Origin of the sequence: Pandoraea sp. 64-18 (genome assembly GCF_001899225.1) — a bacterium.
GTDB classification, from domain to species: Bacteria; Pseudomonadota; Gammaproteobacteria; order Burkholderiales; family Burkholderiaceae; genus Pandoraea; species Pandoraea cepalis.
In genome coordinates this window covers 543,727-569,087 of the sequence record NZ_MKVU01000020.1, presented here as the reverse complement: position 1 = coordinate 569,087, position 25,361 = coordinate 543,727, and the positions used below count along the sequence as shown (strand labels likewise).

Annotated in this window: 21 protein-coding genes; 14 read left to right on the top strand and 7 right to left on the bottom strand. The window is 64.9% G+C overall.

Features of this window, described 5'->3' with window-relative positions:
* Positions 1–23 precede the first annotated feature (23 nt).
* From dapB to BGP02_RS19615, 12 genes are all read left to right on the top strand, one after another.
* Positions 24–821: a 4-hydroxy-tetrahydrodipicolinate reductase gene (gene dapB, locus BGP02_RS19670; protein ID WP_286799104.1), complete on the top strand. Its 798-nt coding sequence runs from the start codon at positions 24–26 to the stop codon at positions 819–821.
* Positions 822–870: 49 nt separating this feature from the next.
* A complete protein-coding gene (locus tag BGP02_RS19665; RefSeq protein WP_286799061.1) occupies positions 871–1,032 on the top strand; it encodes a hypothetical protein in 162 nt (53 codons plus the stop codon).
* A gap of 104 nt (positions 1,033–1,136) precedes the next feature.
* Entirely contained in the window at positions 1,137–3,731 is a 2,595-nt protein-coding gene (gene leuS / locus BGP02_RS19660) for a leucine--tRNA ligase (protein ID WP_286799060.1), read from the top strand.
* Between the two features lie 95 nt (positions 3,732–3,826).
* The gene (locus tag BGP02_RS19655) at positions 3,827–4,342 is read left to right on the top strand and encodes an LPS-assembly lipoprotein LptE (protein WP_286799059.1); all 516 of its coding nucleotides are present in this window, start codon (positions 3,827–3,829) and stop codon (positions 4,340–4,342) included.
* A gap of 11 nt (positions 4,343–4,353) precedes the next feature.
* Positions 4,354–5,433, top strand: a complete 1,080-nt coding sequence (gene holA / locus BGP02_RS19650; protein ID WP_286799058.1) for a DNA polymerase III subunit delta — start codon at positions 4,354–4,356, stop codon at positions 5,431–5,433.
* Between the two features lie 218 nt (positions 5,434–5,651).
* Positions 5,652–6,920: a glutamate-5-semialdehyde dehydrogenase gene (locus tag BGP02_RS19645; protein WP_017231767.1), complete on the top strand. Its 1,269-nt coding sequence runs from the start codon at positions 5,652–5,654 to the stop codon at positions 6,918–6,920.
* Between the two features lie 22 nt (positions 6,921–6,942).
* Positions 6,943–7,551, top strand: coding sequence for a HutD/Ves family protein (locus BGP02_RS19640; protein WP_017231768.1), 609 nt, complete (start codon positions 6,943–6,945; stop codon positions 7,549–7,551).
* 225 nt (positions 7,552–7,776) lie between these two features.
* Positions 7,777–8,718, top strand: a complete 942-nt coding sequence (locus BGP02_RS19635) for an AraC family transcriptional regulator (protein WP_017231769.1) — start codon at positions 7,777–7,779, stop codon at positions 8,716–8,718.
* 171 nt (positions 8,719–8,889) lie between these two features.
* Positions 8,890–9,333, top strand: a complete 444-nt coding sequence (locus BGP02_RS19630) for a (2Fe-2S)-binding protein (protein ID WP_017231770.1) — start codon at positions 8,890–8,892, stop codon at positions 9,331–9,333.
* Positions 9,334–9,349: 16 nt separating this feature from the next.
* Positions 9,350–11,608, top strand: coding sequence for a xanthine dehydrogenase family protein molybdopterin-binding subunit (locus BGP02_RS19625; protein WP_502688501.1), 2,259 nt, complete (start codon positions 9,350–9,352; stop codon positions 11,606–11,608).
* A complete protein-coding gene (locus BGP02_RS19620) occupies positions 11,608–12,618 on the top strand; it encodes an XdhC family protein (RefSeq protein WP_268566933.1) in 1,011 nt (336 codons plus the stop codon). Before BGP02_RS19625 ends, BGP02_RS19620 begins: the two co-directional genes overlap by 1 nt.
* 43 nt (positions 12,619–12,661) lie before the next feature.
* Entirely contained in the window at positions 12,662–13,717 is a 1,056-nt protein-coding gene (locus BGP02_RS19615) for a porin (protein ID WP_286799056.1), read from the top strand.
* An 88-nt stretch (positions 13,718–13,805) separates the two neighbouring features.
* Here the strand turns inward: BGP02_RS19615 and purH are convergent, their stop codons facing one another.
* From purH to BGP02_RS19580, 7 genes are all read right to left on the bottom strand, one after another.
* The gene (gene purH / locus BGP02_RS19610; protein ID WP_286799055.1) at positions 13,806–15,371 is read right to left on the bottom strand and encodes a bifunctional phosphoribosylaminoimidazolecarboxamide formyltransferase/IMP cyclohydrolase; all 1,566 of its coding nucleotides are present in this window, start codon (positions 15,369–15,371) and stop codon (positions 13,806–13,808) included.
* Positions 15,372–15,514: 143 nt separating this feature from the next.
* Positions 15,515–15,748: a Fis family transcriptional regulator gene (locus BGP02_RS19605; RefSeq protein WP_010803993.1), complete on the bottom strand. Its 234-nt coding sequence runs from the start codon at positions 15,746–15,748 to the stop codon at positions 15,515–15,517.
* Complete coding sequence (gene dusB / locus BGP02_RS19600) at positions 15,745–16,773, bottom strand: tRNA dihydrouridine synthase DusB (RefSeq protein WP_502688498.1); 1,029 nt, start codon at positions 16,771–16,773, stop codon at positions 15,745–15,747. Before dusB ends, BGP02_RS19605 begins: the two co-directional genes overlap by 4 nt.
* A gap of 108 nt (positions 16,774–16,881) precedes the next feature.
* Positions 16,882–18,216 (bottom strand): UbiH/UbiF/VisC/COQ6 family ubiquinone biosynthesis hydroxylase, encoded by a 1,335-nt coding sequence (locus BGP02_RS19595; RefSeq protein ID WP_286799053.1) that lies wholly within the window; start codon positions 18,214–18,216, stop codon positions 16,882–16,884.
* On the bottom strand, positions 18,216–19,559 hold the full coding sequence (locus BGP02_RS19590; protein WP_502688497.1) for an aminopeptidase P N-terminal domain-containing protein: 1,344 nt from the start codon (positions 19,557–19,559) through the stop codon (positions 18,216–18,218). The genes BGP02_RS19595 and BGP02_RS19590 overlap by 1 nt, the downstream gene beginning before the upstream one ends.
* A gap of 30 nt (positions 19,560–19,589) precedes the next feature.
* Positions 19,590–20,330, bottom strand: a complete 741-nt coding sequence (gene murU, locus BGP02_RS19585; protein WP_286799101.1) for an N-acetylmuramate alpha-1-phosphate uridylyltransferase MurU — start codon at positions 20,328–20,330, stop codon at positions 19,590–19,592.
* A gap of 19 nt (positions 20,331–20,349) precedes the next feature.
* Positions 20,350–21,435, bottom strand: a complete 1,086-nt coding sequence (locus BGP02_RS19580; RefSeq protein WP_286799051.1) for an aminoglycoside phosphotransferase family protein — start codon at positions 21,433–21,435, stop codon at positions 20,350–20,352.
* Positions 21,436–21,649: 214 nt separating this feature from the next.
* Between BGP02_RS19580 and BGP02_RS19575 the strand changes: the two genes are divergently transcribed.
* Both BGP02_RS19575 and BGP02_RS19570 read left to right on the top strand, forming a co-directional pair.
* Positions 21,650–23,959 (top strand): LPS-assembly protein LptD, encoded by a 2,310-nt coding sequence (locus BGP02_RS19575; protein WP_174975270.1) that lies wholly within the window; start codon positions 21,650–21,652, stop codon positions 23,957–23,959.
* Positions 23,952–25,319, top strand: a complete 1,368-nt coding sequence (locus tag BGP02_RS19570) for a peptidylprolyl isomerase (RefSeq protein ID WP_268566926.1) — start codon at positions 23,952–23,954, stop codon at positions 25,317–25,319. The genes BGP02_RS19575 and BGP02_RS19570 overlap by 8 nt, the downstream gene beginning before the upstream one ends.
* Positions 25,320–25,361: the final 42 nt, after the last annotated feature.

The window sequence follows — 25,361 nt, the reverse complement described above, 5'->3', positions numbered from 1 at the left end:
TCTGAAGAGTCAAGAATTCCATGATGAAGATTGCGATTGCTGGCGCCTCCGGCCGTATGGGCCGGATGCTGATTGAAACCGTACTGGCCACCGACGACGCCGAATTGGTCGGTGCGCTCGACCGCGAGGACAGCCCGGCGCTGGGACACGACGCCGGCGCCTTTCTGGGGCGCGAGACGGGTGTCAACATCACCGCCGATCTCGATGTCGCGCTCGCCAACGCACAATATCTGATCGACTTCACGCGTCCCGAAGGCACGCTGGCGCATCTGGCTGCCGCCGAAAAGCACGGTGTCAAGATGATCATCGGCACGACCGGATTCTCGGAAGCCGACAAGGCGCGTCTGGCGGCGGGTGCCGAGCGCGTGGCCGTGGTGTTTGCGCCGAACATGAGCGTGGGTGTGAATGCCACGTTCAAGCTGCTCGAAGTCGCGGCGAAGATTCTGAACACGGGCTACGACATCGAGATCATCGAAGCGCATCACCGCCACAAGGTCGATGCCCCGTCGGGCACGGCGCTGCGCATGGGTGAAGTCGTGGCCGACGCATTGGGCCGCGATCTGAAGGAATGCGCCATCTACGGTCGCGAAGGCGTGACCGGCGAGCGCGATCCGTCGACCATCGGTTTCGCGACCGTGCGCGGTGGCGATATCGTGGGCGATCACACGGTGCTGTTTGCCGGCATCGGTGAGCGCATCGAGATCACGCACAAGTCGTCGAGCCGCCTCTCGTATGCGCAAGGCTCGCTGCGTGCTGCCCGTTTCCTTGCGCAACACAACACGGGCCTGTTCGATATGCAGGACGTTCTGGGCCTGCGCTGATTCAGCCCTTGCCGGCGTGCGGGGCGCGGATGGCCCGTCGAGGTGGCGCATGAGAGGGCAGACGCTGCGCCAGCCGGCACCGGGCGCCGACATCAAAGACGCACGCCGCCACGGATCGCATGACGCATCGGGCGGCAGCCACGCCAAGGCGGCCTCCAGGCCGCATCTGCTCTCCACCGTCGCGCCGAATCCGTTGCCGTCGGCGTTATAATCATCGTTTTCCCCGGATTTGCCCCCAAACGCTTGCGTGCTGCGCGCCCTTTGCCGCGCACCGGCGGGGCCGAAGCCGAGCCGAATCCTACCCGCCCACCCATCATGCAAGAAAAATACGTTCCCGCCGACGTCGAAGCCTCCGCCCAGTCTCATTGGCAGGCCATCGATGCCTACAAGACCACCGAGCGCGCGGACAAACAGAAATTCTATTGCGTCTCGATGCTGCCGTATCCGTCGGGCAAGCTGCATATGGGCCACGTGCGCAACTACACCATCAACGACGTGATGTATCGTCAGATGCGCATGCGTGGGTACAACGTGCTGATGCCGATGGGGTGGGACGCCTTCGGCATGCCGGCTGAAAATGCGGCAATGGCCAACGGCGTGCCGCCGGCCAAGTGGACGTACGACAACATTGCGTACATGAAGAAGCAGATGCAGGCGATGGGTCTGGCGATCGATTGGTCGCGCGAAGTCGCCACCTGCAAGCCGGACTATTACCGCTGGAACCAGTGGCTGTTCCTGAAGATGCTCGAGAAGGGCGTTGTCTACCTGAAGACCGGCACGGTGAACTGGGACCCGATCGATCAGACCGTGCTCGCCAACGAGCAGGTGATCGACGGTCGAGGCTGGCGCTCGGGTGCGCTCATCGAGAAGCGCGAAATCCCGATGTATTACATGCGCATCACCGAATACGCCGACGAACTGCTCGGCGACCTGGACGACCTCGGCTGGCCCGAGCGCGTGAAGGTGATGCAGCAGAACTGGATCGGCAAGAGCTTTGGCGTGAACTTCGGCTTCCCGTACGAGCTGGACGGCGAGCACAAACTGCTGCGCGTGTTCACTACGCGTGCCGACACGATCATGGGCGTGACTTTCTGCGCAATCGCCGCCGAGCATCCGCTGGCAACGCGTCTGGCCGCCGATCGTCCCGACCTGCAGGCGTTCATCGCCGAATGCAAGCAGGGTGGCGTGGCCGAAGCCGACATCGCCACGATGGAAAAGAAAGGCATGCCGACGGGCTTTTTCGTCACGCATCCGCTGACCGGCGAGAAGGTCGAGGTGTGGATCGGCAACTATGTGCTGATGGGGTATGGCGAGGGCGCGGTGATGGGCGTTCCGGCCCACGACGAGCGTGACTTTGCGTTCGCGCGCAAGTACGACCTGCCGATCAAGCAGGTTGTCGCGGTGGCCGGCGAGACCTATTCGACGCAAGCCTGGCAGGCCTGGTACGGCGACAAGGAAAACGGCACGCTGGTCAACAGCGGCAAATATGACGGCCTGGCCTTTGCGGCCGCCGTCGACGCCATCGCCGCGGATCTCAAGGCGCAGGGTGCCGGCGACAAGCAGGTCACGTTCCGTCTGCGCGACTGGGGGATTTCGCGCCAGCGTTACTGGGGCACGCCGATTCCGATCATTCACTGCGCGTCGTGCGGCGCGGTGCCGGTTCCCGAAAAGGACCTGCCGGTCGTGTTGCCCGAAGACCTCGTGCCGGACGGCACCGGCAACCCGCTGGCCAAGTCGGAAGCGTTCCTCAAGTGCGATTGCCCGAAGTGCGGCAAGCCGGCGCGCCGCGAGACCGACACGATGGACACGTTCGTGGACTCGTCGTGGTATTTCTCGCGCTATGCCTGCCCGGACGCCGACACCATGGTCGACGCGCGCACCGATTACTGGATGCCGATGGATCAGTACATCGGCGGCATCGAGCACGCGATTCTCCACTTGCTGTATTCGCGCTTCTGGACCAAGGTGATGCGCGATCTGGGTTTGGTGAGTTTCAAGGAGCCGGCGCAGAACCTGCTCACGCAGGGTATGGTGCTCAACGAGACGTACTATCGTGAGGATGCCGCGGGCAAGAAGACGTGGTTCAACCCGCTGGACGTGCAAGTGCAGTTCGACGACAAGGGCCGTCCGGTCAGTGCAACGTCGAAGGCTGACGGTGCGGACGTGACGCTCGGCGGCATCGAGAAGATGTCGAAATCCAAGAACAACGGCGTGGATCCGCAGTCGCTGATCGATCAGCATGGCGCCGATACAGCGCGTCTGTTCGTGATGTTCGCGGCACCGCCCGAACAGCAACTCGAATGGTCGGGGGCCGGTGTGGAAGGCGCGAGCCGCTTCCTGCGCCGCCTGTGGGGCTTCGGCCAGTCGCAGGCCGCGCTGCTGCGTCAGGCGGACGCCTCCATCGATACGGCGAACCCGGCGGCCAAGGCGCTGCGTCTCGAGATTCATGGCGTGCTAAAGCAGGCCAACTACGACTATCAGCGTGTGCAGTACAACACGGTCGTGTCCGCGGCGATGAAGATGCTCAACGCCATCGAGAGCGACAAGGGGGCGGCGGGCGCCGGTGCGGTGCGCGAGTGCTACGGCATTCTGCTGCGCGTGCTGTATCCGGTGGTGCCGCACGTCACCCACGGCTTGTGGGTCGAGTTGGGCTACGCGGCGCAACAGGGCGATCTGCTCGATGCGCCGTGGCCGGAAGTCGACGCCGCCGCGCTGGTGCAGGACGAGATCGAACTCGTGCTGCAGGTGGCGGGTAAGGTGCGTGGCGCCGTGCGCGTGGCGAAGGACGCTTCGCGCGAGGCCATCGAACAAGCCGCGCTGGCGCACGAAATGACCGCCAAGTTCGGCGAAGGCAAGCCGGTGAAGAAGGTCATCGTTGTACCGGGCCGACTTGTGAACGTAGTGCTCTGAGGTGGCCGTTGCGGCCGCCGATCGATGAATTGATGACGTTTGGTGACAAGAGGGCACATCACGTGCAAATGACATCCGGGCAACGAGGCGTCGGTATGACGCGCAGGATTTTCGGCGGGATTGCCCTGCTGGGTTGCGCGCTCGTACTGTCGGCGTGCGGCTTCCAGCTGCGCGGTGCGAGCGAGTATGCATTCCACCGTTTGTACATCTCCGGCGGCGGCCAGATGGCGACCGACATCTCGCGCTACATCCGTTACGGCAGCAAGGACACCGTTGTGGTGACCGAGCCCAAGGATGCTGACGCGCGGTTGGAAATCGTGAACATCGCGTCGTCTCGCACTGCAGTCAGTCTCGACGCCAACGGTCAGGCGCGCGAATATGAGATGCGCAGCGCTTTTACATTTCAGCTCGTGACACCGGATGGCCGGCCGATCATCCCGTTGAGCACGATTCGTCTGACGCGCAATCTGCCGTACAGCGACAGCGAAACGACGGCGCGCGATGCGGAAGGTGCACTGCTGGGCCGAGACATGCAGAAGGACGCGGTGGCTCAGATCATTCGTCGCATGGAAGCGGTGAAATCCCTGCCGGCGACGAAGCCGGAAGAGTAACGTCTGCCATCATGCAACTGCGTCCCGACGCGCTCGACGCGCATCTCGCCAAGACCCTCTCGCCGATCTATACGATTTACGGCGACGAGAGCCTGCTCGTTCAGGAGGCGGTGGATCGTGTACGCGCGGCTGCACGTGCGGGCGGTTTCACCGAGCGTGATGTGCTCAGCGTCGAGCGTAGCTTCGACTGGGGCGCGCTCGCGAACGCCGGCCAGTCCATGTCGCTGTTCGGCGACCGCAAACTCATCGAGTTACGCATTCCCGGCGGAAAGCCGGGCAAGGACGGCGGCGCAGCGCTCAAGGCGCACGCCAGTGCCGCGAACAGCGACGTCCTGACCATTGTCACGCTGCCCCGCCTGGATGCGGCAGCGACCAAATCCGATTGGTTCACGGCGCTCGATCGCGAGGGCGTGACGATGAAGATCGACCCGGTCGACCGGAGCCGTCTGCCCGACTGGATTGCGCAGCGTCTCGCCGCACAAGGGCAGCGTGTCGAAGCCGGTGAGCCGGGACGACGTGTGCTGCAGTTCATCGCGGATCGCGTCGAGGGCAACCTGCTGGCGGCCCATCAGGAGATTCAGAAGCTCGGTCTGCTGTATCCGGCGGGTGCGCTCGCGTTCGAGCAAGTGCAGGATGCCGTGATGAACGTGGCGCGTTACGACGTCTTCAAACTCAGTGAAGCGGTCCTGGCAGGCGATACCGCCCGGCTGGTGCGCATGCTCGACGGCCTTCGTGGCGAGGGCGAAGCAGCACCGCTGGTCCTGTGGGCGTTGACCGAAGAAGTGCGCACCCTCACCAAGATCACGCGCGGGATGGCGGCGGGCAAGCCGCTTGCGATGTTGTTGCGCGAGTATCGGGTCTGGGGGCCACGAGAGCGCCTGATGGAGCAGGCGGCCCACCGAGTCACACCCGCCAAGCTAGCGCAGGCATTGCAGTTGGCCGCGCGTCTTGACCGGCAGGTCAAGGGGCTGCGGGCCGACGGTCTGTCCGGCGACCCGTGGGACGGCATGCTGCAACTCGGGCTGCTGCTCGCCGGCGAGCGACCGCCGATGGCGCGCTCCGCTCGCGCACCCCGTCCGGTGCACGCGTAGACCGCGCCCAAGCACTGCCAAGTGCAGCCAAACGCCGGAACCCACCTCCCGGGGCACGGGAGCCGCGCCAGCAAGATCCCCACAATTGACGGACAATCTGGCGCATGACTGGCGACGTGCCGTGTGCTGCCGTCCGAATACCGTGATGACGGCCGGCACCGAAAACCCACCGAACGTACTGGCGATTGCGTCGCCAAGAGAACTGCGAAACAGACGATATGGATATCAAAGCCTACATGCAATCGTTGGGCCAGCGCGCCCGTGAGGCGTCGCGTGCCATGGCGCGTGCCGACACCGCTGCCAAGAATCGCGCGCTGCTCGCGATTGCCGATGCCATCGAGCGCGATGGCGCGGCGTTGCAGGACGTGAATCGCCGCGATCTCGAGCGCGCCCGCGTCAATGGTCAGGACGCCGCGTTCATCGACCGTCTCACGCTGTCGGACAAGGCGCTGCGCACGATGATCGAAGGACTGCGTCAGATCGCGGGCCTGTCGGACCCCATCGGCGAGATCAGCAACGTGCGCGTGCAGCCGAGCGGTATTCAGGTCGGTCAGATGCGCGTGCCGCTGGGCGTCATCGGCATCATTTACGAATCGCGTCCCAACGTGACCATCGACGCGGCTGCGCTTTGCTTGAAGTCGGGCAACGCGACCATTCTGCGCGGCGGGTCCGAAGCCATCGAGAGCAACACGGCGCTGGCCGCCCTCATCGCGCAGGCGCTCGCGGCGAGCGGCTTGCCCGGTGACGCCGTGCAGGTCGTGAGCACGCCCGACCGTGCAGCGGTCGGCGAACTCATCACGATGACCGACTATGTGGACGTGATCGTGCCGCGTGGCGGCAAGAGCCTGATCGCGAGGTTGATGCAGGACGCGCGCGTGCCGATGATCAAGCACCTCGACGGCATCTGCCATGTCTACGTCGACGGTCGCGCCGATCCGGCGAAGGCGCTGGCGATTTGCGAGAACGCCAAGACGCATCGCTATGGCACCTGCAACACGATGGAAACATTGCTCGTCGACCAACAGGCCATCGACCAGTTGCCCGCCATCGCGCGCATGTTCCAGGATAAGCAGGTCGAGTTGCGCGGTTGCGACCGAACCCTGGCGGCGCTCAGCGAAGCCGGCATGACGGGCGTGGTGGCGGCGACCGAAGCGGATTGGTCGACGGAATATCTGGCACCGGTGCTGGCGCTGAAGATCGTCGATGGCATGGCGCCGGCCATCGCGCACATCAATCGCTACGGCTCGCATCACACCGATGCCATCGTGACCGAGGATTACTCCGCCGCCATGCAATTCCTGCGCGAAGTCGATTCCGCGAGCGTGATGATCAACGCGAGCACGCGTTTCGCCGACGGCTTCGAATTCGGTCTGGGTGCCGAGATCGGTATCTCGAACGACAAGCTGCACGCCCGCGGTCCGGTGGGTCTCGAGGGCCTGACGAGTTTGAAGTACGTCGTGTTCGGACACGGCGAAGTCCGCAAGTAAGCCAATTCGTCAGAGACGTCGCATGAAACTGCAAACGCTCGGCCCGGCCGATTTTCAGAAGATGCCGTGGAAGAACGGCCTGGGAGTCACGACCGAGCTGGCGGTGGCGCGACGTCCCGGTGAAGACGGCTTCGATTGGCGCATCAGCACGGCCACGGTCGCCAGCCCGGGGCCGTTCTCCGTGTTCCCGGGCATCGACCGCTCGCTGGCCATCGTGCGGGGCGGCACCCTCACGCTCAATGTCGAAGGCCGCCCGGACGTGACGCTCTCGACGCGCACGCCTCCATACGTCTTCGGCGGCGAGTTGACGGTGAGCAGCACACCGATGCTGGAGACGTCCGGCGTGCCCATCGACGACTTCAACGTCATGACACGTCGCGCCGCATGGCAGCACACGCTGGCGCAGCATCGGCTCGATGGAGACGCCGTGACGTGGTCGCTGCCAACGGACGCCGACGCCGTCGCCTTCCTTTACTGTGCGCAAGGGAAGGTGCGGGCGGTCTTCGCGGACGGCCAAGCCGTGAGCGTTCCCGAGGGACATGCGCTTCGCGTCGACGGTGGTGATGTCTGTGAGCTGCTGGCCGAGGCAAGCCCTGCCCACCTCTTCCTGGCGACGCTCTCGCGACGTTGAACCCCCTGGCCTGTGCCGCGCAGACGCTTACAGGCCGGTCTCCCCCATCCCGTCCGCTCGCGTGACGCCGCGCCCAACGCGCGCCCCCGTCGCCCTCGTATTTTCCCTAGGCCGATCCCGATACTTTTCCAGCGAGCGAAACGGCATACTTCGATTTATCCATATACAAATCAAAGTTCCACCCATGAGACGAACGAATCTTCACGTCGTGCAAGGTGGGGTGGCATGGATCCGCTGAGCGACGTTCTCAACGATCTGCGGGCGGATGCGGTCGTGACAGGTCGCTTCACGTTCGGAGCCCCCTGGTCGCTGCGCAAGCCCGCGATGGACGGTGCGCCGTTTCGCACGGCGACGGGAGAGCCGTTCTATCTCGTCGTGGCTGGCATGGCGCCGGTGCGCGTGGAGCCGGGCGACTGCGTGCTGTTGCCGCATGGACACGAGCACGTGATGTGCTCGTCGCTGGACGAGCCACCGGTGGTCTTCGAGCAATTGATGACGGCGCAGGGCATCGCGCCCCGGCTCGACACACCTCTCGCGTTCCGCGCGGGCGGCACGGGGCCGGTGAGCGACCTCTACACGGGTGTAGTGATGTTCCGGGAGCGCGTGCGCAATCCCTTGCTCGCGTCGCTGCCGCCGCTCATCCATATCCGCGCCGGCGATCCAGCCGTTCCCGCGCGGCTCACCACGACCCTGGCAGGCTTCATCGAAGAGTCGATGCAGTGCGGTGCGGGATGGCGCGTGGCCGTCGCGCGTCTGGCTGACGTGCTGTTCATCCAGATCCTGCGTGCCTATCTCGGTGCCAGCGGCGGCGCGACGACGCATTGGCTACGCGGCATGACCGATCCGCAATTGGGACGCGCCATCGCCTCGATGCACGACGCGCCGCAAAGGCCTTGGACGGTCGAGCAACTGGCCGACATCGCGGGCATGTCGCGCTCGAAGTTCTGCCTGCGCTTTCGCGAACTCGTGGGTGAATCGCCGATGTCGTATCTCACGACGCATCGCATGTACCTGGCTGCGGAGCGTCTGGCGGGCGCGGGCGTGCGCATCGCCGATGTGGCCGATGCCGTCGGCTACGCGTCGGAGAAGGCGTTCACCCGCGCCTTTCGTCGCTGCTACGGCTTGCCGCCGCGCGAATATCTCAGACACTGCGGCCCAGCCAACTGACGCGACTGTCGCGCCTCGCGCGTGAGGGTTTTCCCGTCTCTGGACGAACGGCATCCTTTTCGGGCCGAGCGGTCGTTGTTCGCCAATTTTCTCGTTGTGAGAATTCACTCACCTTCTGCCGGCGCGTCGTAAGACACGCCGGGGCAGACGGCAGTCACAACGGGAGAGTCAATGGAATTCCAACTCAACGGGCGGCCCTTCGTCTTCGACGGCGATGACGGCACGCCTTTGCTGTGGGTCATCCGCGATGCCGCGGGGCTGACCGGCACCAAATACGGCTGCGGTATCGGCGCATGCGGTGCCTGCACGGTACACCTCGAAGGTGTAGCCACGCGCACCTGTGTGCTGCCGGTCTCGGCGGCAGCGGGCAGGCGCATCACGACCATCGAGGCCCTGTCGCCGACACGCGCGCATCCGATTCAGCAGGCGTGGATCGCCACGGATGTGCCGCAGTGCGGCTACTGCCAGTCCGGCATGGTGATGGCCGCGGCGGCGCTGCTCGACAAGCATCCGCATCCGACCGACGCCCAGATCGACGAGGCGATGACCAACCTCTGCCGTTGCGCGACCTATCACCGTATCCGGGAGGCGATCCATGCCGCTGCCAAACGCTGAGCGCACCACGGCTGACGTGAACGAGGCTGCGTCCCATGCTCCCGCGTCGCCGTCCCGCCGTCACTGGCTCAAAGGGATGTCGCTGGCAGCGGGCAGTCTGCTGGTTCCGATTTCGGCGTCGTGGGTGGTCAGTCCCGAAGCGCGCGCGGCGGGCGAGACCCTTGTCGAAATCAATGACTGGATCCGCATCGATGCCGACGGCACGACCGTGCTCGGTCTCTCGCAATGCGAAGTCGGACAGGGCGTCTACACCGGTTTGCCCCAGGTGCTGGCCGATGAACTCGACGCCGATTGGCGTCGGGTGCGCGTCGAATTCGTGACTGCGCGCGACGCCTACCGAACGGCTGCGGCCAACGAGGCGTTGCAGCAGTTCGTGGGCGCGTCGATGTCGGCCACGTTGTTCTATGAGCGTCTGCGAATCGCCGGGGCGCAAGCACGTGAAGCTTTGGTCGCCGTGGCAGCACGCCGGTTCGGCGTTCGCACGACCAACTGTGTGACGCATGAGGGCCGCGTCATTCATCCGCAATCGGGCCGCTCGCTCGGCTACGGTGAGCTGGCCGCCGAGGCCGCGACGCTGCCGCTCAATTGGCATCCGCGATTGAAGAACGAAGCTGCCCATGCATTGATCGGGAAGTCGGTGTCTCGTCTCGATACGCCGTCGAAGGTCGATGGCTCGGCCGTCTTCGGTATCGATGTGAAGGTGCCGGGCATGCTCGTCGGCGCCGTGCGCATGGCCCCGACCACAGGTGGCGTTCCGCTGTCGGTGCGCAATCGCGACGCAATCAAGGCGCGCAAGGGGGTGCAAGACGTCGTGCAGGCGAAGGACGCCATCATCGTCGTCGCTAACGATTACTGGTGTGCAAAGCAAGCGTGCGATGCCCTCGATATCGAATGGAAAGCGGGCGCCGCGGCCGACAGCGCGGCGATACTCGCGCAGCGCCGTGCCGCGCTTGTCGATGGGAAGGCGGGCGTTGCGACCGACGTCGGCGATGCCCCGGGCCTTATCGCTGCCGGTGCCTCGGGTGCCGCCGGCGGCAAGCGTGTGACGGCCGAATACCACACCCCGTACATCGTCCACGCGACGATGGAGCCGGTGAACGCCACCGTGCACGTGCGCAAGGCGCAGGGTGAGATCGAGGTCTGGGGGCCGATCCAGGGGCAGGACAAAGTTCGCTGGGCGCTAGGCGGCATCTTCAAGCTGCCACCGGAGAAGGTCATCGTGCACACGACCTTCCTCGGCGGCAGTTTCGGACGCAAATACGTGCCCGATTTCGTGATCCATGCGGCGGTGGCATCGGCGGCGGTCGGGCGTCCCGTCAAGGTGATCCGCTCTCGCGAAGACGACATACGACACGGCTTCTATCGTCCCTGCGCCTCCGGTCGTTTCGAGGCGGTGCTCGGTCACGACGGGCTGCCCACGGCCCTGCATGCACGCGTGGCGGGGCAGTCGCTTTACAACGTCATCAAGAAGGACCACTACGAGAAGGCCGGCTATGACGAGACCATGCTCGACGGGCTCTACGACCTCGCGTACGCGGTCCCGAACCTGCGCGTCGAAGGCATCGACGTGCCGCAGCCCAACATTCCCGTGAGCTTCATGCGCTCGGTCGGTTCGACGTCGAGCGTGTTCTTTCTCGAGAGCTTTATCGACGAGATGGCCGACGCCGCCGGCGTCGATCCCGTCGAGTATCGCAAACGCCTGCTCAAACACGATGCGCTCGCAACGCGGGTGATCGAGACGACGGCGGCGTCTGCCGGTTGGCACACGTTGGCGAAGCCCGGCGTGCATCGCGGGTTCGGCTACTGCGCCTATACCGGACGCGGTGCGGCCTTCTCGACCTATGTCGCGCTCGCCGTGGAGCTGCGCGTCGTAAACGAGCGCTTCAAGATCGAACGCGTTGTGTGCAGCGTCGATTGCGGCCGTGCAATCAACCCGAACCTGATCCGCGCGAACATCGAAGGCGGCATCGGATTTGCGCTCACCAATACGTTCAAGAGCCAGATTACCTTCGCCAACGGCGGCGTGGAGCAAAGCAATTTCGGCGACTATCCGCTGCTGTATCTCGTCGAGATGCCGACGATCGAGACTGTGATCGTGCCGAGCGACCGCCCACCTCAGGGGTGTGGCGAAGTGTCATTACCGCCGGTGGCGCCGGCGGTGGCGCAGGCGATCCGTCGCGCCACCGGTGTGCGGGCGCGTTCGATGCCGCTGCCGCAGACCGTCGCGCAGGCGCGTGCGCTCGCCCGTGAAGCGCATGACGAGGGGCACGCCTGATGGACGCGCTCGACGCTGAAGTGCTCGATGCCGTCGCTCGCTGGCAGGCGCAAGGCGACGACGTGCTGCTCGCGAGTGTCGCGCGGACATGGGGCTCGGCGCCGCGTCCCGTCGGCGCGATGATGGCGCTCGCCACGCGCGGGCGCGTCGCCGGGTCGGTCTCCGGCGGTTGCATCGAGGACGACCTGCTCGCGAAGGTCGCCGGTGGTTTCCGGCCGGGCTTGCGACCTCACGTGCAGACGTACGGCCTTAACGCCGATGAGGCGCACCGCTTCGGCTTGCCGTGCGGCGGCACGCTCGAACTGGTCGTCGAGCGCGTGACCCCGCGCAGCGGGCTCGACGCCATGCGCGAGGCCATCGGCCACGGTCGACTCGGGGTGCGTGAGCTGGATCTGTGCACGGGGGTGGCGCGTGTGCGCAACGTTACGCAGCCGGCAGCGTTCGACTATTCGACGACGCGCCTGACGGTGCCGTTCGGCCCGCGCTGGCGAATCATCGTGATCGGCGACGGGCAACTGACGCAGCATCTGGTGACGATGGCGGTGCCGCTGGGTTATCGGGTCGTCGTCTGCGATCCCCGCGATATCCACGAGGTGACGCGAGACGCGATGGGCGGCGCCCATGTCTCGCATTCGCGGGAGATGCCGGACGACCTGATCGCGCGTTTGCATCCCGACGGCCATACGGCGATTGTCGCGCTCACGCACGATCCGAAGCTCGACGATATGGCGCTGCTCGAAGCGCTCAAGTCCGACGCGTTCTACGTCGGTGCGATCGGCTCGCGCCGCAATCAGGCGTCGCGTCGCGAGCGTCTGGCGATGTTCGATCTGAACGCCGCGCAGATCGACCGCCTGCACGGGCCGGTCGGCCTGCCGCTCGGGGCGCGCACGCCGCCGGAAATCGCGCTGGCGATTCTGGCGGAGATCACCGGGCTGCGCAACGGCGTCTCAAATGCCGTCTCGGTCGGTCACTTGCAGGGAAGTCGGGAATGTCGAACGCGTATTGCATGAGGCGCTTGTAATTCGTAGTCCAATATTAAAAATGGGGAATGTCATGAAACACAAGGTTTGGTTGGCAATGGTGTTGACGCTTGCGGCGGGCTGTGCCAAAGCGGATGGGCTGCAGATCTACGGCATTCTGGACAACAGTCTGGAATACCTCAGTAACGCAGCCGCTGGCGCGAACGGCAGCAAGGCGTCACTCTTTCGCGTGAGCAACGGATCTCAGGCAGCGAATCGCTTCGGCTTCAAGGGGGCGGAAGAGCTGGGCGGCGGGCTCAAGGCGATCATGCAGCTCGAAGCAGGGTTCAATCTCGACTCTGGACAGCTCCAGCAGGGCGGACGCATGTTTGGCCGCCAGGCGTATGTGGGTTTGCAGAATCAATGGGGGGCACTGACTTTCGGCCGACAGAAGAACCTGATTTACGATGCGTTCCTCGAACTCGATCCGCTTTCGTACTACAGCTATTCGCTGCCCGCACTCGATGCTCAGTTCGTTGGCAAGGCCGACAACTCGATCAAGTACACCGGCAACTTCAACGGCATCAAGGTCGCGGGTCTGTTCTCGACGGGTTACGACGCCAGCATTGCCAATGGTGCGCAGGTGCCGGGGCAGTGGCGCGTGGGCAAGGAGTACAGCGTGTCGGTCGGGTACGGAAACGGTCCGCTCAATGTCTCGCTGGTGTACGACCAGCAACGTGGCACGTCGGTCATGACGCAGGGCAATACCACGCAGCGGGTGGCGGCGGGGGCGAGCTATGCCGTCGGTAACTTCAAGCCGTTCGTGGGATATCAGTGGTATCTGAGCGACGTGCCCGGCGTCGCGGGCCGCAATGAACTGATCTTCGCCGGGTTGCAGTACCGGCCCGTGACCGAAGTGATTCTCTCGGGGGCGATCTACTACAACAACATCACGTCGGCCAATCAACATCCGTTTTTGCTGGCGGCCAATGCGGCGTATCTGCTTTCCAAGCGCACACAACTGTTCGCGGAAGTCGGTTTCTCGCGCAATCAGAACGGCTCCAATCTGGGGGTGACCGGCTACGGCGCAAGCATCCTGCCGGGTAGCAATCAGGTCGGTGTGGCCGTGGGTCTCGCGCACTACTTCTGAGGCAGAGAAAAAAAGGACACCCGGGGGATCCTGGGTGTCCTCTCATATCGCCTGTCGATGACCCGGCGAGGGCCATCGCGGCGAGGGCTTAGTGACGGAAGTGACGCGTGCCCGTCATCAGCATGGCGACGTTGCGCTCGTCGGCCGCGGCGATGACTTCGTCGTCACGCATCGAGCCGCCCGGGTGAATCACGCAGGTCGCGCCTGCGTCGACGACCACGTCGAGGCCGTCACGGAACGGGAAGAAGGCGTCCGAGGCCACGGCGGAGCCGCTCAGCGACAGGCCGGCGTTCTGGGCCTTGATGCTGGCGATGCGCGCCGAGTCGACACGGCTCATCTGACCGGCGCCCACGCCCAGCGTCATACCGCCGGCGCAGAACACGATGGCGTTCGACTTGACGTACTTGGCCACGCGCCAGGCGAAGAGCAGGTCTTCCATTTCCTTCGGCGTCGGATGACGCTTCGTCACCACGCGCAGTTCATGCGGGGCCACGTTCTTCGCATCCGGCGACTGCACCAGCAGGCCACCGCCCACACGCTTGAAATCGTACTGATTCACGCCGTTGCCGAGCGGCACTTCGAGAAGACGCACGTTCTGCTTGGCCGCAAAGACTTGCTTGGCGGCGTCGGTGAACGACGGCGCGAGCAGCACTTCCACGAACTGCTTGGCGACGGCTTGCGCGGCGGCTTCGTCGACTTCCCGGTTGAACGCGATGATGCCGCCGAAGGCCGACGTCGGGTCGGTCTGGAACGCCTTGGCATAGGCGTCGACCGGCGATGCGGCCACGGCCACGCCGCAAGGATTGGCGTGCTTGATGATGACGCAGGCAGGCGCGTCGAACGTCTTCACGCATTCCCACGCGGCATCGGCGTCGGCGATGTTGTTGTACGACAGTTCCTTGCCCTGGAGCTGGCGATAGTTCGCCAGCGAGCCTTCCGGCGTGACGATGTCGCGATAGAACGCGGCGCTCTGATGCGGGTTCTCGCCGTAGCGCATGTCCTGCACCTTCGTGTACGCGAGATTCAGCGTGGCCGGGTAGGCGGAGCGCTCGGTGTGACGCAACGACTCGCCCAGGCTCGTGAGGTAGTTCGTGATCGCGCCGTCGTACTGGGCCGTGTGAGCGAACACCTTCGTGGCCAGACGGAAGTTCGTGGCGTAGCCGACCGTGTTGCCGTTCGCCTTCATTTCGTCGAGCACCACGGCGTAGTCGGCCGGATCGACGATCACGGTGACGTCGCGATGGTTCTTCGCAGCCGAGCGCAGCATCGTCGGGCCGCCGATGTCGATGTTCTCGATGGCGTCTTCGAGCGAGCAGTCATCGCGCGCGATGGTCTGCACGAACGGGTACAGGTTCACCACGAGTAGGTCGATCGTCGGAATGTCGTGCTTCGCGAGCGCGGCCATGTGCTCGGGCAGGTCGCGGCGGGCCAGAATGCCGCCGTGAACCTTCGGATGCAGCGTCTTCACGCGCCCGTCGAGCATTTCCGGGAAGCCGGTGTAGTCGGCCACTTCGGTCACCTTGAGGCCGGCGTCAGCCAGCAACTTGGCGGTGCCGCCAGTGGAGAGGAGCGACACGCCCTGCGCAGCGAGCGACTTGGCGAAGTCGACGATGCCGGTCTTGTCGGAGACGGAAATGAGAGCTTGCTTGATCATGACGGACAGTAGTGAAGCGGCAAAAACGGGCGATGTGGGCAAATGGGGCGGGCACCATGCGTCGTCGTCGACGCAGGCGCGCCCCGCGATGGGGCTGACGGGCGGCGCGTGGGTCTAGACGGCCTCCCGTTCGCGCGCAACGGCTAGAGCAGGCCGTGCTGCTGCAACTTCTTGCGCAGCGTGTTGCGGTTGATCCCCAGGTATTCTGCAGCGAGCGACTGGTTGCCGTCGGCCTTGCCGAGCACGAACTCGAGCAGCGGCTTCTCGACGACCGAGACGACCATATCGTAGACATCGTGTGGCCGTGCGCCATCCAGATCGCGGAAATACGAATCCAGACTGTCGCGCACGCATTGTTCTATGTTTGTTTTGCTCATGCGGCTAATAGCTCCCTCGGCGATTCTTGTTCATAGCAGAGACGGTCCGAGTGCGCCTTCTGCTGTTCGAAAAACTCGTTGACCGCAGCCAACTGGTCCTGCGTGGTGTCGAGCGTATTCATACGCTGGCGGAACGTGGCTGCCCCCGGCAGGCCACGCGAATACCACGCGATATGCTTGCGCGCGGTCCGCACACCGGTGTATTCCCCGTAAAACTCGTAATGATCCTCAAGGTGTTCGTTCATGATTTGCTGGATCTCGTCGACGCGCGGCGGCAAGGCGATCTCGCCCGTCGTGAGAAACAGCTCGATGTCGCGGAACAACCACGGACGCCCTTGGGCGGCGCGGCCGATCATGATGGCGTCCGCGCCCGTGACGTCCAGCACGTGTCGGGCCTTTTGCGCCGAGTCGATATCGCCGTTGGCGACGACCGGAATGCGGACCGCGGCCTTGACGGCGGCGATGGTTTCGTACTCTGCGTCTCCGTGGTAGAGGTCGGCGCGCGTGCGACCGTGCACCGTGAGCATGCTGATGCCGCAGTCTTCGGCGATACGGGCGACCGTGAGGGCGTTCTTGTGTTCGCGATCCCAGCCCGTGCGAATCTTCAGCGTGACCGGCACCACATCGCCCACGGCGCCGACGACGGCGGACACGATGCGGGCAACGAGCGGTTCGTTTTGGAGCAGGGCCGAACCGGCGGCGACGTTGCACACCTTTTTGGCCGGACAGCCCATGTTGATGTCGATGATCTGGGCGCCGCGCTCCACGTTGTAGCGGGCGGCCTCGGCCATCATGGCCGGGTCGGCGCCTGCGATCTGCACCGAGATCGGCGCGACTTCGCCCGCGTGATTGGCGCGGCGCATCGTCTTCTCGCTCTTCCACAGCTGGGCGTTCGAGGCCACCATCTCCGAGACGGCATAGCCCGCGCCGAGTCGCTTGCACAACTGGCGGAACGGCCGATCCGTCACACCCGCCATGGGGGCGACGAACAGGTTATTGCGGAGTTCGTGGGGGCCGATATGCACGATGTAGGGAAAAGGCGGGAAAAAGTTGGCATTTTACTGCGAAAACCCATTCTCGTCGCCTAAAAAATGAGCAGGCGGTCCGATCGTCGCGCCGGGCAAGCCAGACACTCAGCCGCGCTGGCCGAACATCATCTGGCGGGCGAAGGCCGTTTTGAGCGGCGGGACAAGGTCGAGGCTCGCGAGGGCTACACTGCGCAGCAGGGCGACCGGGGCCGCGTCGATGCCGAAGACACGGGGCAGCAGGTCGGTGATGCGGATCGTGAGACCTCGGTCGGCGCGGCGCCGGCGGGCGAAGGCGGTCAGCGCCGCGGGGCCTGGCACGCCGGGGTGCGGCGTGCCGCCGCGAATATCGCGAACGAGGGCGTCGGCCAGGTCGAAGGCGTCGCGCAGGCCGAGGTTCAGCCCTTGTCCCGCCACCGGGTGGAGCGTTTGCGCGGCGTTGCCGATGGCGGCGATCCGGCCGTCGACGACATGGCCGAGCGCGTTGAGGCCCAGCGGGAAACCTGCACGGCCGACAATCGAGGTGAACCGGCCCATGCGGTCGCCGAAGGCGGTGTGCAGCTCGCTCAGGAACTGGGCATCGCCCAGTTCGCGCCGACGCTTCGCCTCGGCGTGCGGGCAGCACCACACCAACGCGTAGCCGTTTTCCTGCGGCAGCAGGGCCAGCGGGCCGTCCGTCGTGAAGCGCTCCCATGCCCAGCCGATGCGTGGACGCTCGCAGGTGACGAACCCGACGAGGGCCGTCTGACCGTAGTCGCGCGCATGAGGGCGCGCCATCTGACGCTCGAACAGCCCACCTTCCGCATTGACGGCGAGCGCGGCGTGCAGCGTTTGCGCGCCATCGTCGACGGACGTGCCGAGGGTCATGGTGACCTGCTGTGCGTCCTGGCTCAGGGCGATGGCCCGGTACGGGCGGAAGTGATGCAGACCCGGTCGACCCGGTGCGGGCAACGCGTCGGACCCCTCCGGCGAGGCGGACGCTGGCGGCGGCGCGTGTTCGACGCGCCCGGGAACGCGCGACATGGCGGAGTCCAGTGCGCGCATCAGGGCGCCGTATCGCACCACGTAACCGAGTGCGGGGACGCCGTGATCGAGATAATCAATTTCCGTGCTGCCGAAGCGGCGCGCTTGCGAGACGTGAATATGTTGAATCGGTGTGCTGTCGAGCCCGGCCGCGTTGTGCGGCCAGGCGCCGGCGCGCGCGAGAATTTCGCGGCTGCCATGCGAGAGCGCGAGCGTGCGCGGGTCGTCGTACCCGGCCTGTGCGCCGCGCGCGTCCACCAGCGCGATCCGTAGCTGCGGCGCGCGCTGCGCGAGCAGAAGGGCGAGTGCCGTGCCGACCGGGCCGGCGCCGACGATCGCCAGATCGAACCGTCGCGCGTGCGCGTCGTCCGCCGCGTGGGCGGCGTGTGTGGAACCAGCGGGAACCTGAGCGTCAGTCATCAGCCACGCATCAGCGCTTCGATCTCGTCGGCATCGACCGGCACGTCGCGCGTGAGCAGTGTGCAGCCGTCGGCGGTCACGACCGCATCGTCCTCGATGCGAATGCCGATGTTCCAGTAGCGCTCGTCGATGTCCGGCGCGGGACGCACGTAGATACCCGGCTCGATGGTCGTCACCATGTTCGGGACCAGCGTGCGCCACGGACGTTCGCCGTTCGGACCCTCCTCGCGGTACTCGCCGCAATCGTGGACGTCCATGCCGATCCAGTGCCCCGTGCGGTGCATGTAGAAGCGGCTGAACGACTTGTTGGCGATTACGTCGTCGAGGCCGCCCACCGCATCGTGTTTGAGCAGACCCGTGTCGAGCATGCCTTGGGCGAGCACGCGCACGGCGGCATCGTGGGGCGCGTCGAAGCGCACGCCCGCGCGCGTTGCGTCGATAGCCGCCTGTTGCGAGGCGAGCACGATGTCATACAGCTCGCGCTGTGCCGCAGTGAACTTGCCGTTGACCGGGAACGTGCGCGTGATGTCCGACGCGTAGCCATCGAGTTCGCAAGCGGCGTCGATCAGGCACAGATCGCCGTCGCGCAGCTTGGCGTCGCCGGCGCGATAGTGCAGCACCGTCGCATTGGCGCCGGTGGCGACGATCGAACCGTAAGCGGGGAATTGCGAGCCGTTGCGGCGAAATTCGTATAGCAGCTCGGCTTCGAGATGATATTCACGCAGCCCCGGGCGCGATGCCTTCATCGCACGCACATGGGCTTCTGCCGAAATCTTGCCCGCACGCGCCATGATGTCGATTTCAACCGGGTCCTTGACCAGACGCATCTCGTCGAGGATCGCGCGGATATCGCGCGCGGCAGACGGTGCCGACACGCCCGTGCGTCCTTGTGCCCGCACGGCGCTTAGCCACTGACGGACCTGACGATCCTGCTGCGCCGAAGCGCCGAGCGCATAGAACAGCGCCGGCGCGTCGGCCAGCAGTTGCGGCACGCGCGTATCGATCTCGTCGATGGGGTAGGCGGCGTCGAAGCCGAAGGTCTCGCGCGCGGCTTCCGGGCCGTAGCGATAGCCGTCCCAGATCTCGCGTTCTTCGTTCTTCGCGCGGCAGAACAGGATGGAATGACCCGTGCGGCTGTCGAGCACCACGACCGCATCGGGCTCCGTGAAGCCGGACAGGTAATAGAAATAGCTGTCGTGACGATAGGGATAGTCGCTGTCGCGGTTGCGCGGCACTTCGGGCGCGGTCGGCAGAACGGCGACACCGCCACCGGCCTTGCGCATCTGTTCGATGACGCGCTCGCGGCGGGCGCGGTACGGGGAATTAGTCATCGCGGGCTCCATTTCGGTCGGTTCGGTCGATTGAAAACGTCGTCAGGCGATTCTACTGCCGGGGGCGCCGTCGTGCCGGGCCCGCACGTCGGCGTTCAACGCAGCGAGTTGTGCCGGGGTGCCAACGTTTTCCCACAGGCCATCGAAGCGCTCGCCACTAACACGCCCGGCGGCGATCGAGCGCTGGTACAGCGGCGTGAGCGCCATGCGCGTGCCCGAGGCGATGTCGGCAAAGAGCCGGAGGTCGTACAGCGCGATGCTGCCGAACGTCAGCGCCTGCGCCGTGGGCGGGGCGGCCTCGGGGAGATGCAGTTGGCCAGCGGGGTCGAGGGCGAAGTCGCCTTTCGGATGAAACGGCGGGTTCGGCACCATCACCAGGTGCATGCCGGGCGCAGGCTGCGCGGCCATGCGTGCCGCATGAGGGCGCAACGCCGCATAGTCGAACGAGGTGAAAATATCGCCCGCGATCGCCAGGAACACGTCGCCGGCGCCTTCGAGCAACGGGCGTGCGCAGGCGATTCCGCCGGCGGTTTCCAGGGCTTCGCGCTCGGCCGAGTAGGCAAGCCGAACGCCAAATGCGCGGCCTTCGCCGAGCGCGGCTTCGATCTGCGCGCCCAGCCAGGCGTGATTGATGACGATGTCTGTGAACCCCGCGCGCGCCAGCGCTTCAATCTGCCAGACGATGATCGGCTTGCCGCCGACACCGAGCAGTGGCTTGGGCGTGGCGTCGGTGAGCGGGCGCATGCGCTCGCCGCGCCCGGCCGCGAAGATCATCGCCTTCATTGCGGTCATGCGGTGCGCCTCAGAACGTGTAGCCGACATCCGTGCGCTGGCCGGTCAGTGCGTCGAGCAACTGGGCGAGCGGGCGGAGCGGCGCGTAGCGGTCGGCGACCTTGCGCGCGTAGCCGAGGAAGCGCGGCGTGTCGGCCAGATAGCGCGGCTTGCCGTCACGATAGTTGATGCGCGCGAAAATACCGAGCACCTTCAGATGACGCTGCAGCCCCATCCATTCCGCCTGACGGTAAAACTCGCCGAAGTCGGCGTCGACCGGCAGGCCAGCCTTGCGGGCGCGTTCCCAGTAATACGCCAGCCAATCGAGCTGACGTTCCTCGTCCCAGCTGAGGAAGGCGTCGCGCATCAGCGAGATCACGTCGTACGTGAGCGGTCCGTAGACGGCGTCCTGGAAGTCGAGAATGCCGGGACCCGTGGTGCCCGGCAGGCCTGGCATCAGATTGCGCGGCATGTAATCGCGGTGCACGAACACCTTGGGTTGCGCGAGCGCACTGTCGATGAGCAACTGATTGATGCGGTCGAGCGTCGCCCGTTGGTCCGCGCTCAGCGTTACCTTCAGGTGCTTGCCAACGTACCAGTCCGGGAACAGATCGAGTTCGCGCTGGAGCAGCGCCGTGTCGTACGCGGGCAGCACGTCCGGGCGGGACTGCATCTGCCAGACGATCAGCGCATCGAGGGCGGCGCGCATGAGCGGGCGGGCATTGTCCTCGTTGATGACGTCAAGATACGTCTCGCGCCCGAGGTCCGTGAGCAGCAGGAAACCCTGCGCGAGATCTTCGGCGAGCACCTTCGGAGCCTGCAGGCCCGCGTCGGCGAGCAATTGGGCGACGTGCACGAACGGACGGCAATCCTCCTGCGGCGGCGGTGCGTCCATCACGATCAGGCTCGGATGCGCAGGATCGTGACTGCCGATACGGAAGTAGCGCCGGAAACTGGCGTCCGCGGAGGCCGGCGCCCACTGCGCCATGTCCAGCGCGAACGGTTCGGCGATGCTGGCGAGCCAGTGGCCGAGGGCTTGCAGGCGAGAATCGGTGGCGTTGGAGAGCGCGTGGGAAGCGTCGGAAACACTCGCGGAGGCAGCGGGATGTGCGGTCATGATGGGGGTCGTAAACGTCTTGCCATATAATACCCGATCATGTTTTCCAGACGCCCTGTTTCTCGACCTCGATCGACCGTCCCGAATGTCCCGGCAACGCCGTGCAGACATGCGGGATTGGCTGCCTGCAAGCGGCGCCTCGATTGTCACGCTGTTTGCGTACATGCCGGATAAACAAGTCCATACGAATGATGTTTCTTCGCTGCGGCGCCTGATGCGCGCGCGCCGAAAGCCACTGGCACTCCTGCTCTCCCTGCCGGGCGTGTGGTGTTCGCTCGCCGGTGCGCAGGAAGCCCCCCCTCCCGATATTGCCAAGAGCGACGGATTGGTGTTGCGCACGGTGCCGGCGCTCGTCGACAACCCGTTGGGCGCCGGAGACGACGTGCCGATGTATGTGCGCGGCATGCACCTCACCGGCCGGACCAACGTGGATGCGACCGTCGATGGCGACGCTGAGGCGCGCAAGTACCGTTCGTTCGTGAAGGGTGATCGCCTCACGTACGATCAGGACTCTGACGAGGTCGTGGCGCGTGGCAATGCGCGCCTGTCGCAAGGGGGCAATCTGTTCCTCGGCCCCGAGGCGCATATGTACACCGGTGCGGGCGACGGCTATATGCTGACGCCGACCTACAAACTCGTGACGGGCGGGGGCGGAAAGTCGGAGCGCGCGGACGTCGAGGCGAGCAACGTGGTGACCCTGCAGCGCGGCACGTATTCCGCCTGCGCGTGCACGGACGACGGCAAGACGCCAGCCTGGTACATCAAGGCGTCCGAGTTCGAGTTCGATCAGGAGCAGCAGGAAGGCACGGCGTACAACGGCATCCTGTTTTTCCAGGGCGTGCCGATTCTCGCCAGCCCGTATCTGTCGTTCCCGACGTCGAACGAACGTCGCTCAGGCTTCCTGGCGCCGACCTTCACTCAGTCGAGCCGCACCGGCTTCGAGCTGGCGACGCCGTATTACTTCAATATCGCACCGAACCGTGACCTGACGCTCACCCCCCGCTTCATGACCAAGCGCGGTGTGATGCTCAACGGCGATTTCCGCTACCTCGAGCCGACGTACGCAGGGTTGTTCCATTTCGAATACCTGCCGAAGGACCGAATTACGGGGGACGCCCGCTACACGTTCACATGGCAGCATAGCCAGTCGCTCGGCTACGGCGTGAATGGCTATGTCAACTTCACGAAGGTCTCGGACGACACCTATCCGGACGATTTCGGTGCGGGCACCAACTTCCAGACCGGTGTGCAGCGTGTCTACAATCGCGAAGCCGGGTTGACGTGGGGGTACGGCAATTGGTCGTTCCTTGCCCGAGTGCTGAAGTATCAGACGCTCGCGCCGACCGCGCCGCAGTACGAGTCGGTGCCGGAACTGTCGGCGACCTACAACAAGCTGGACTTCCACGGCTTCGATTTCACGATGCCGATCAAGTACAACCGGTTCCAGATTGCGTCGTCGACGGGGCAGCCAAATGGCGAGCGCCTTTATGCGCAGCCGACGTTGAGCTACCCGATCCTGACCCCTGGCTACTTTATCGTGCCGAAGGTCATCTTCAACGCGGCCGCGTACAACATCGATTATGCGAACGGCTCGACGATGCAGTCGTCGATCACGCGCACGGTGCCGACGCTCAGTCTCGATACCGGACTGACGTTCGAGCGCCCGCTGAACCTGTTCGGCTCGGCGATGCGGCAGACGCTGGAACCGCGCTTGTTCTATGTCTACACGCCGTATCGAAATCAAAGTTCCATTCCGATTTTCGACAGCGCGGTTTCCGACTTCAACCTGGCGGAAATCTTCAGCGAGAACTCGTTCATCGGCGTCGACCGGATTCAGGATGCCAATCGCGTGACGGCGGCACTGACCTCGCGCCTGATCGATGCGGAGTCGGGGGTGGAACGAGGCCGTGTCTGGTACGCGCAGCGCTACAACTTCACACGCTCGCTCGTGACGATGCCGGGCGGCACGCCGGAAGACGCTGGCATTTCCGACTTCCTGGTCGGAGGTTCGGCATTGCTTTACCGAAACATCACGTTCAGCACCGCCGTGCAATACAGCCCGAGCACGTCGCAGTTCAACCGCTCGGATGTCGGCGTGACATGGCGCCCGGGGGAGCGACGGGTGTTCAACGTGTATTACCGCTACCTGCGAAACCCTGTGCCGGTCGTGGGACAGACCGCATTGACCGTCACACCGATCAATCAGGTCGAACTTTCCGGTCAGTGGCCGATCACACCGCGGTTGGGCGTTGTGGGGCGCCTGAACTACAGCATTACTGATAAGACCTTCATCGATGCCCTGGCGGGTTTCGAGTATGATGCCGACTGCTGGGCCTTCCGGGTGGGGCTCCAGCGCTATGCGACCAATGCCACCACGACAACTTCGCGTATCTTCGCGCAGTTGGAGCTAAAAGGCTTGACGAAGTCCGGCAACAGCGCCACAGAAGCCTTCAAGGTCGGGGTGCCGGGTTATCAGGCGCCGCCGACGAACCAGATTCCTTCTCGATTCAGCAACTATGAATGACATGTTTGTGAAGCGTGCCTCGCTGCTGGCGAGCCTGTGTCTCGCCGCCGGGGTGGCGGTGGCCCAGCCGGCGCCGGTCGGTAGCCGTGTCGCGGGGACGCCTGCATCGTCCGTGCGCGCGGTCGATTCCATCGTGGCCGTGGTCAACGACAGCGTGATCACCCGGAAGGAACTCGACGCGCGTATCGAGGAGGCCAAGCATCAGCTCGTGCTCGCCAAGCGGCCGATTCCGGACGCCGATCTGCTGCAGCGCCAGGTGCTCGAGCAATTGATCGTCACGCAAGTGCAGCTTCAGCGCGCGAAGGAAGACGGCATCGTCGTGAAGGACGCCGACGTCGAGCAGGCCCTGCAACGCATCGCCGCCGACAACCATCTGAGCATCGATCAGTACAAGGCGAGACTGTCGCAGGCCGGTGTGCCATGGGACGCCTTCCGCAAGGAAGTGCGCGAACAGATCGTGATGGCACGCCTGCGCGATCGCGAAGTCGACAGCCAGGTGCAAGTCAGCGATTCGGAAGTCAACACCTTCCTCGCCGCACAGCGCGGTGCCACGGCGACGCCGTCCGAAACCGAGTACCGCCTGAGCGAAATCCTCGTGAAGGTGCCCGAGGGCGCTTCGCCCGACCAGGTCAGTGCGGCGCAGAAGAAGGCGGACGAAGCACTGGACAAGGCGAAAGCCGGCGGAGATTTCGCAGCGCTTGCCAAGCAGTATTCGGACGCCTCCGATGCCGCGAGCGGCGGCGACATGGGCTTTCGCATTCCCGAACGCATTCCCGATCTGTACCTGAGCCAGATTCAGAAGCTGCAGCCAGGGACGGTGGTTCCGCAGGTGCTTCGCAGCAACAACGGCTTCCACGTCATCAAGCTGGTCGAGACCCGCAAGCAGGGCGGTGAGCAAGGCATGACCGTGCCGCAGATCCACGCGCGTCACATCCTGATCCGGGTGGGCGATGGTGTGTCGGAAGCGCAGGCGCGTCAAAAGCTGCTCGACATCAAGGCCAAGATCGAAGCGGGCCAGGGCGATTTCGCCGACTTCGCGCGACAGTTCTCGGCGGACGGTTCGGCATCGCAGGGCGGTGATCTCGGCTGGATCTCGCCGGGCGAGACCGTACCGGCATTCGAGCGCGCCATGTCCGAACTCAAGGACGGTCAGATCAGCGACCCGGTGCGCTCGGAGTATGGCTATCACCTGATTCAAGTGCTGGGTCATCGCGAGACGCAGGTCTCGGGCGATCAGGAGCGCAATGTCGCGATGCAGGAACTGCGTGGCCGCAAGGCCGAGCAGCAGTACCGCGACTGGTTGCAGCAACTGCGTGACAGTGCTTATGTCGACTATCGTCTCAATAGCGCGCAACAGTAAGCGGCGTGTGAGACATTTCAGTCCCCCTCTCTTCTCTCTCTC

Coding starts and splice junctions, on each gene's coding strand:
- dapB (WP_286799104.1), top strand. CDS start 24: ATGAAGATTGCGATTGCTGGCGCCTCCGGCCGTATGGGCCGGATGCTG.
- BGP02_RS19665 (WP_286799061.1), top strand. CDS start 871: ATGAGAGGGCAGACGCTGCGCCAGCCGGCACCGGGCGCCGACATCAAA.
- leuS (WP_286799060.1), top strand. CDS start 1,137: ATGCAAGAAAAATACGTTCCCGCCGACGTCGAAGCCTCCGCCCAGTCT.
- BGP02_RS19655 (WP_286799059.1), top strand. CDS start 3,827: ATGACGCGCAGGATTTTCGGCGGGATTGCCCTGCTGGGTTGCGCGCTC.
- holA (WP_286799058.1), top strand. CDS start 4,354: ATGCAACTGCGTCCCGACGCGCTCGACGCGCATCTCGCCAAGACCCTC.
- BGP02_RS19645 (WP_017231767.1), top strand. CDS start 5,652: ATGGATATCAAAGCCTACATGCAATCGTTGGGCCAGCGCGCCCGTGAG.
- BGP02_RS19640 (WP_017231768.1), top strand. CDS start 6,943: ATGAAACTGCAAACGCTCGGCCCGGCCGATTTTCAGAAGATGCCGTGG.
- BGP02_RS19635 (WP_017231769.1), top strand. CDS start 7,777: ATGGATCCGCTGAGCGACGTTCTCAACGATCTGCGGGCGGATGCGGTC.
- BGP02_RS19630 (WP_017231770.1), top strand. CDS start 8,890: ATGGAATTCCAACTCAACGGGCGGCCCTTCGTCTTCGACGGCGATGAC.
- BGP02_RS19620 (WP_268566933.1), top strand. CDS start 11,608: ATGGACGCGCTCGACGCTGAAGTGCTCGATGCCGTCGCTCGCTGGCAG.
- BGP02_RS19615 (WP_286799056.1), top strand. CDS start 12,662: ATGAAACACAAGGTTTGGTTGGCAATGGTGTTGACGCTTGCGGCGGGC.
- purH (WP_286799055.1), bottom strand. CDS start 15,371: ATGATCAAGCAAGCTCTCATTTCCGTCTCCGACAAGACCGGCATCGTC.
- BGP02_RS19605 (WP_010803993.1), bottom strand. CDS start 15,748: ATGAGCAAAACAAACATAGAACAATGCGTGCGCGACAGTCTGGATTCG.
- BGP02_RS19595 (WP_286799053.1), bottom strand. CDS start 18,216: ATGACTGACGCTCAGGTTCCCGCTGGTTCCACACACGCCGCCCACGCG.
- BGP02_RS19590 (WP_502688497.1), bottom strand. CDS start 19,559: ATGGAGCCCGCGATGACTAATTCCCCGTACCGCGCCCGCCGCGAGCGC.
- murU (WP_286799101.1), bottom strand. CDS start 20,330: ATGAAGGCGATGATCTTCGCGGCCGGGCGCGGCGAGCGCATGCGCCCG.
- BGP02_RS19580 (WP_286799051.1), bottom strand. CDS start 21,435: ATGACCGCACATCCCGCTGCCTCCGCGAGTGTTTCCGACGCTTCCCAC.
- BGP02_RS19575 (WP_174975270.1), top strand. CDS start 21,650: ATGCGCGCGCGCCGAAAGCCACTGGCACTCCTGCTCTCCCTGCCGGGC.
- BGP02_RS19570 (WP_268566926.1), top strand. CDS start 23,952: ATGAATGACATGTTTGTGAAGCGTGCCTCGCTGCTGGCGAGCCTGTGT.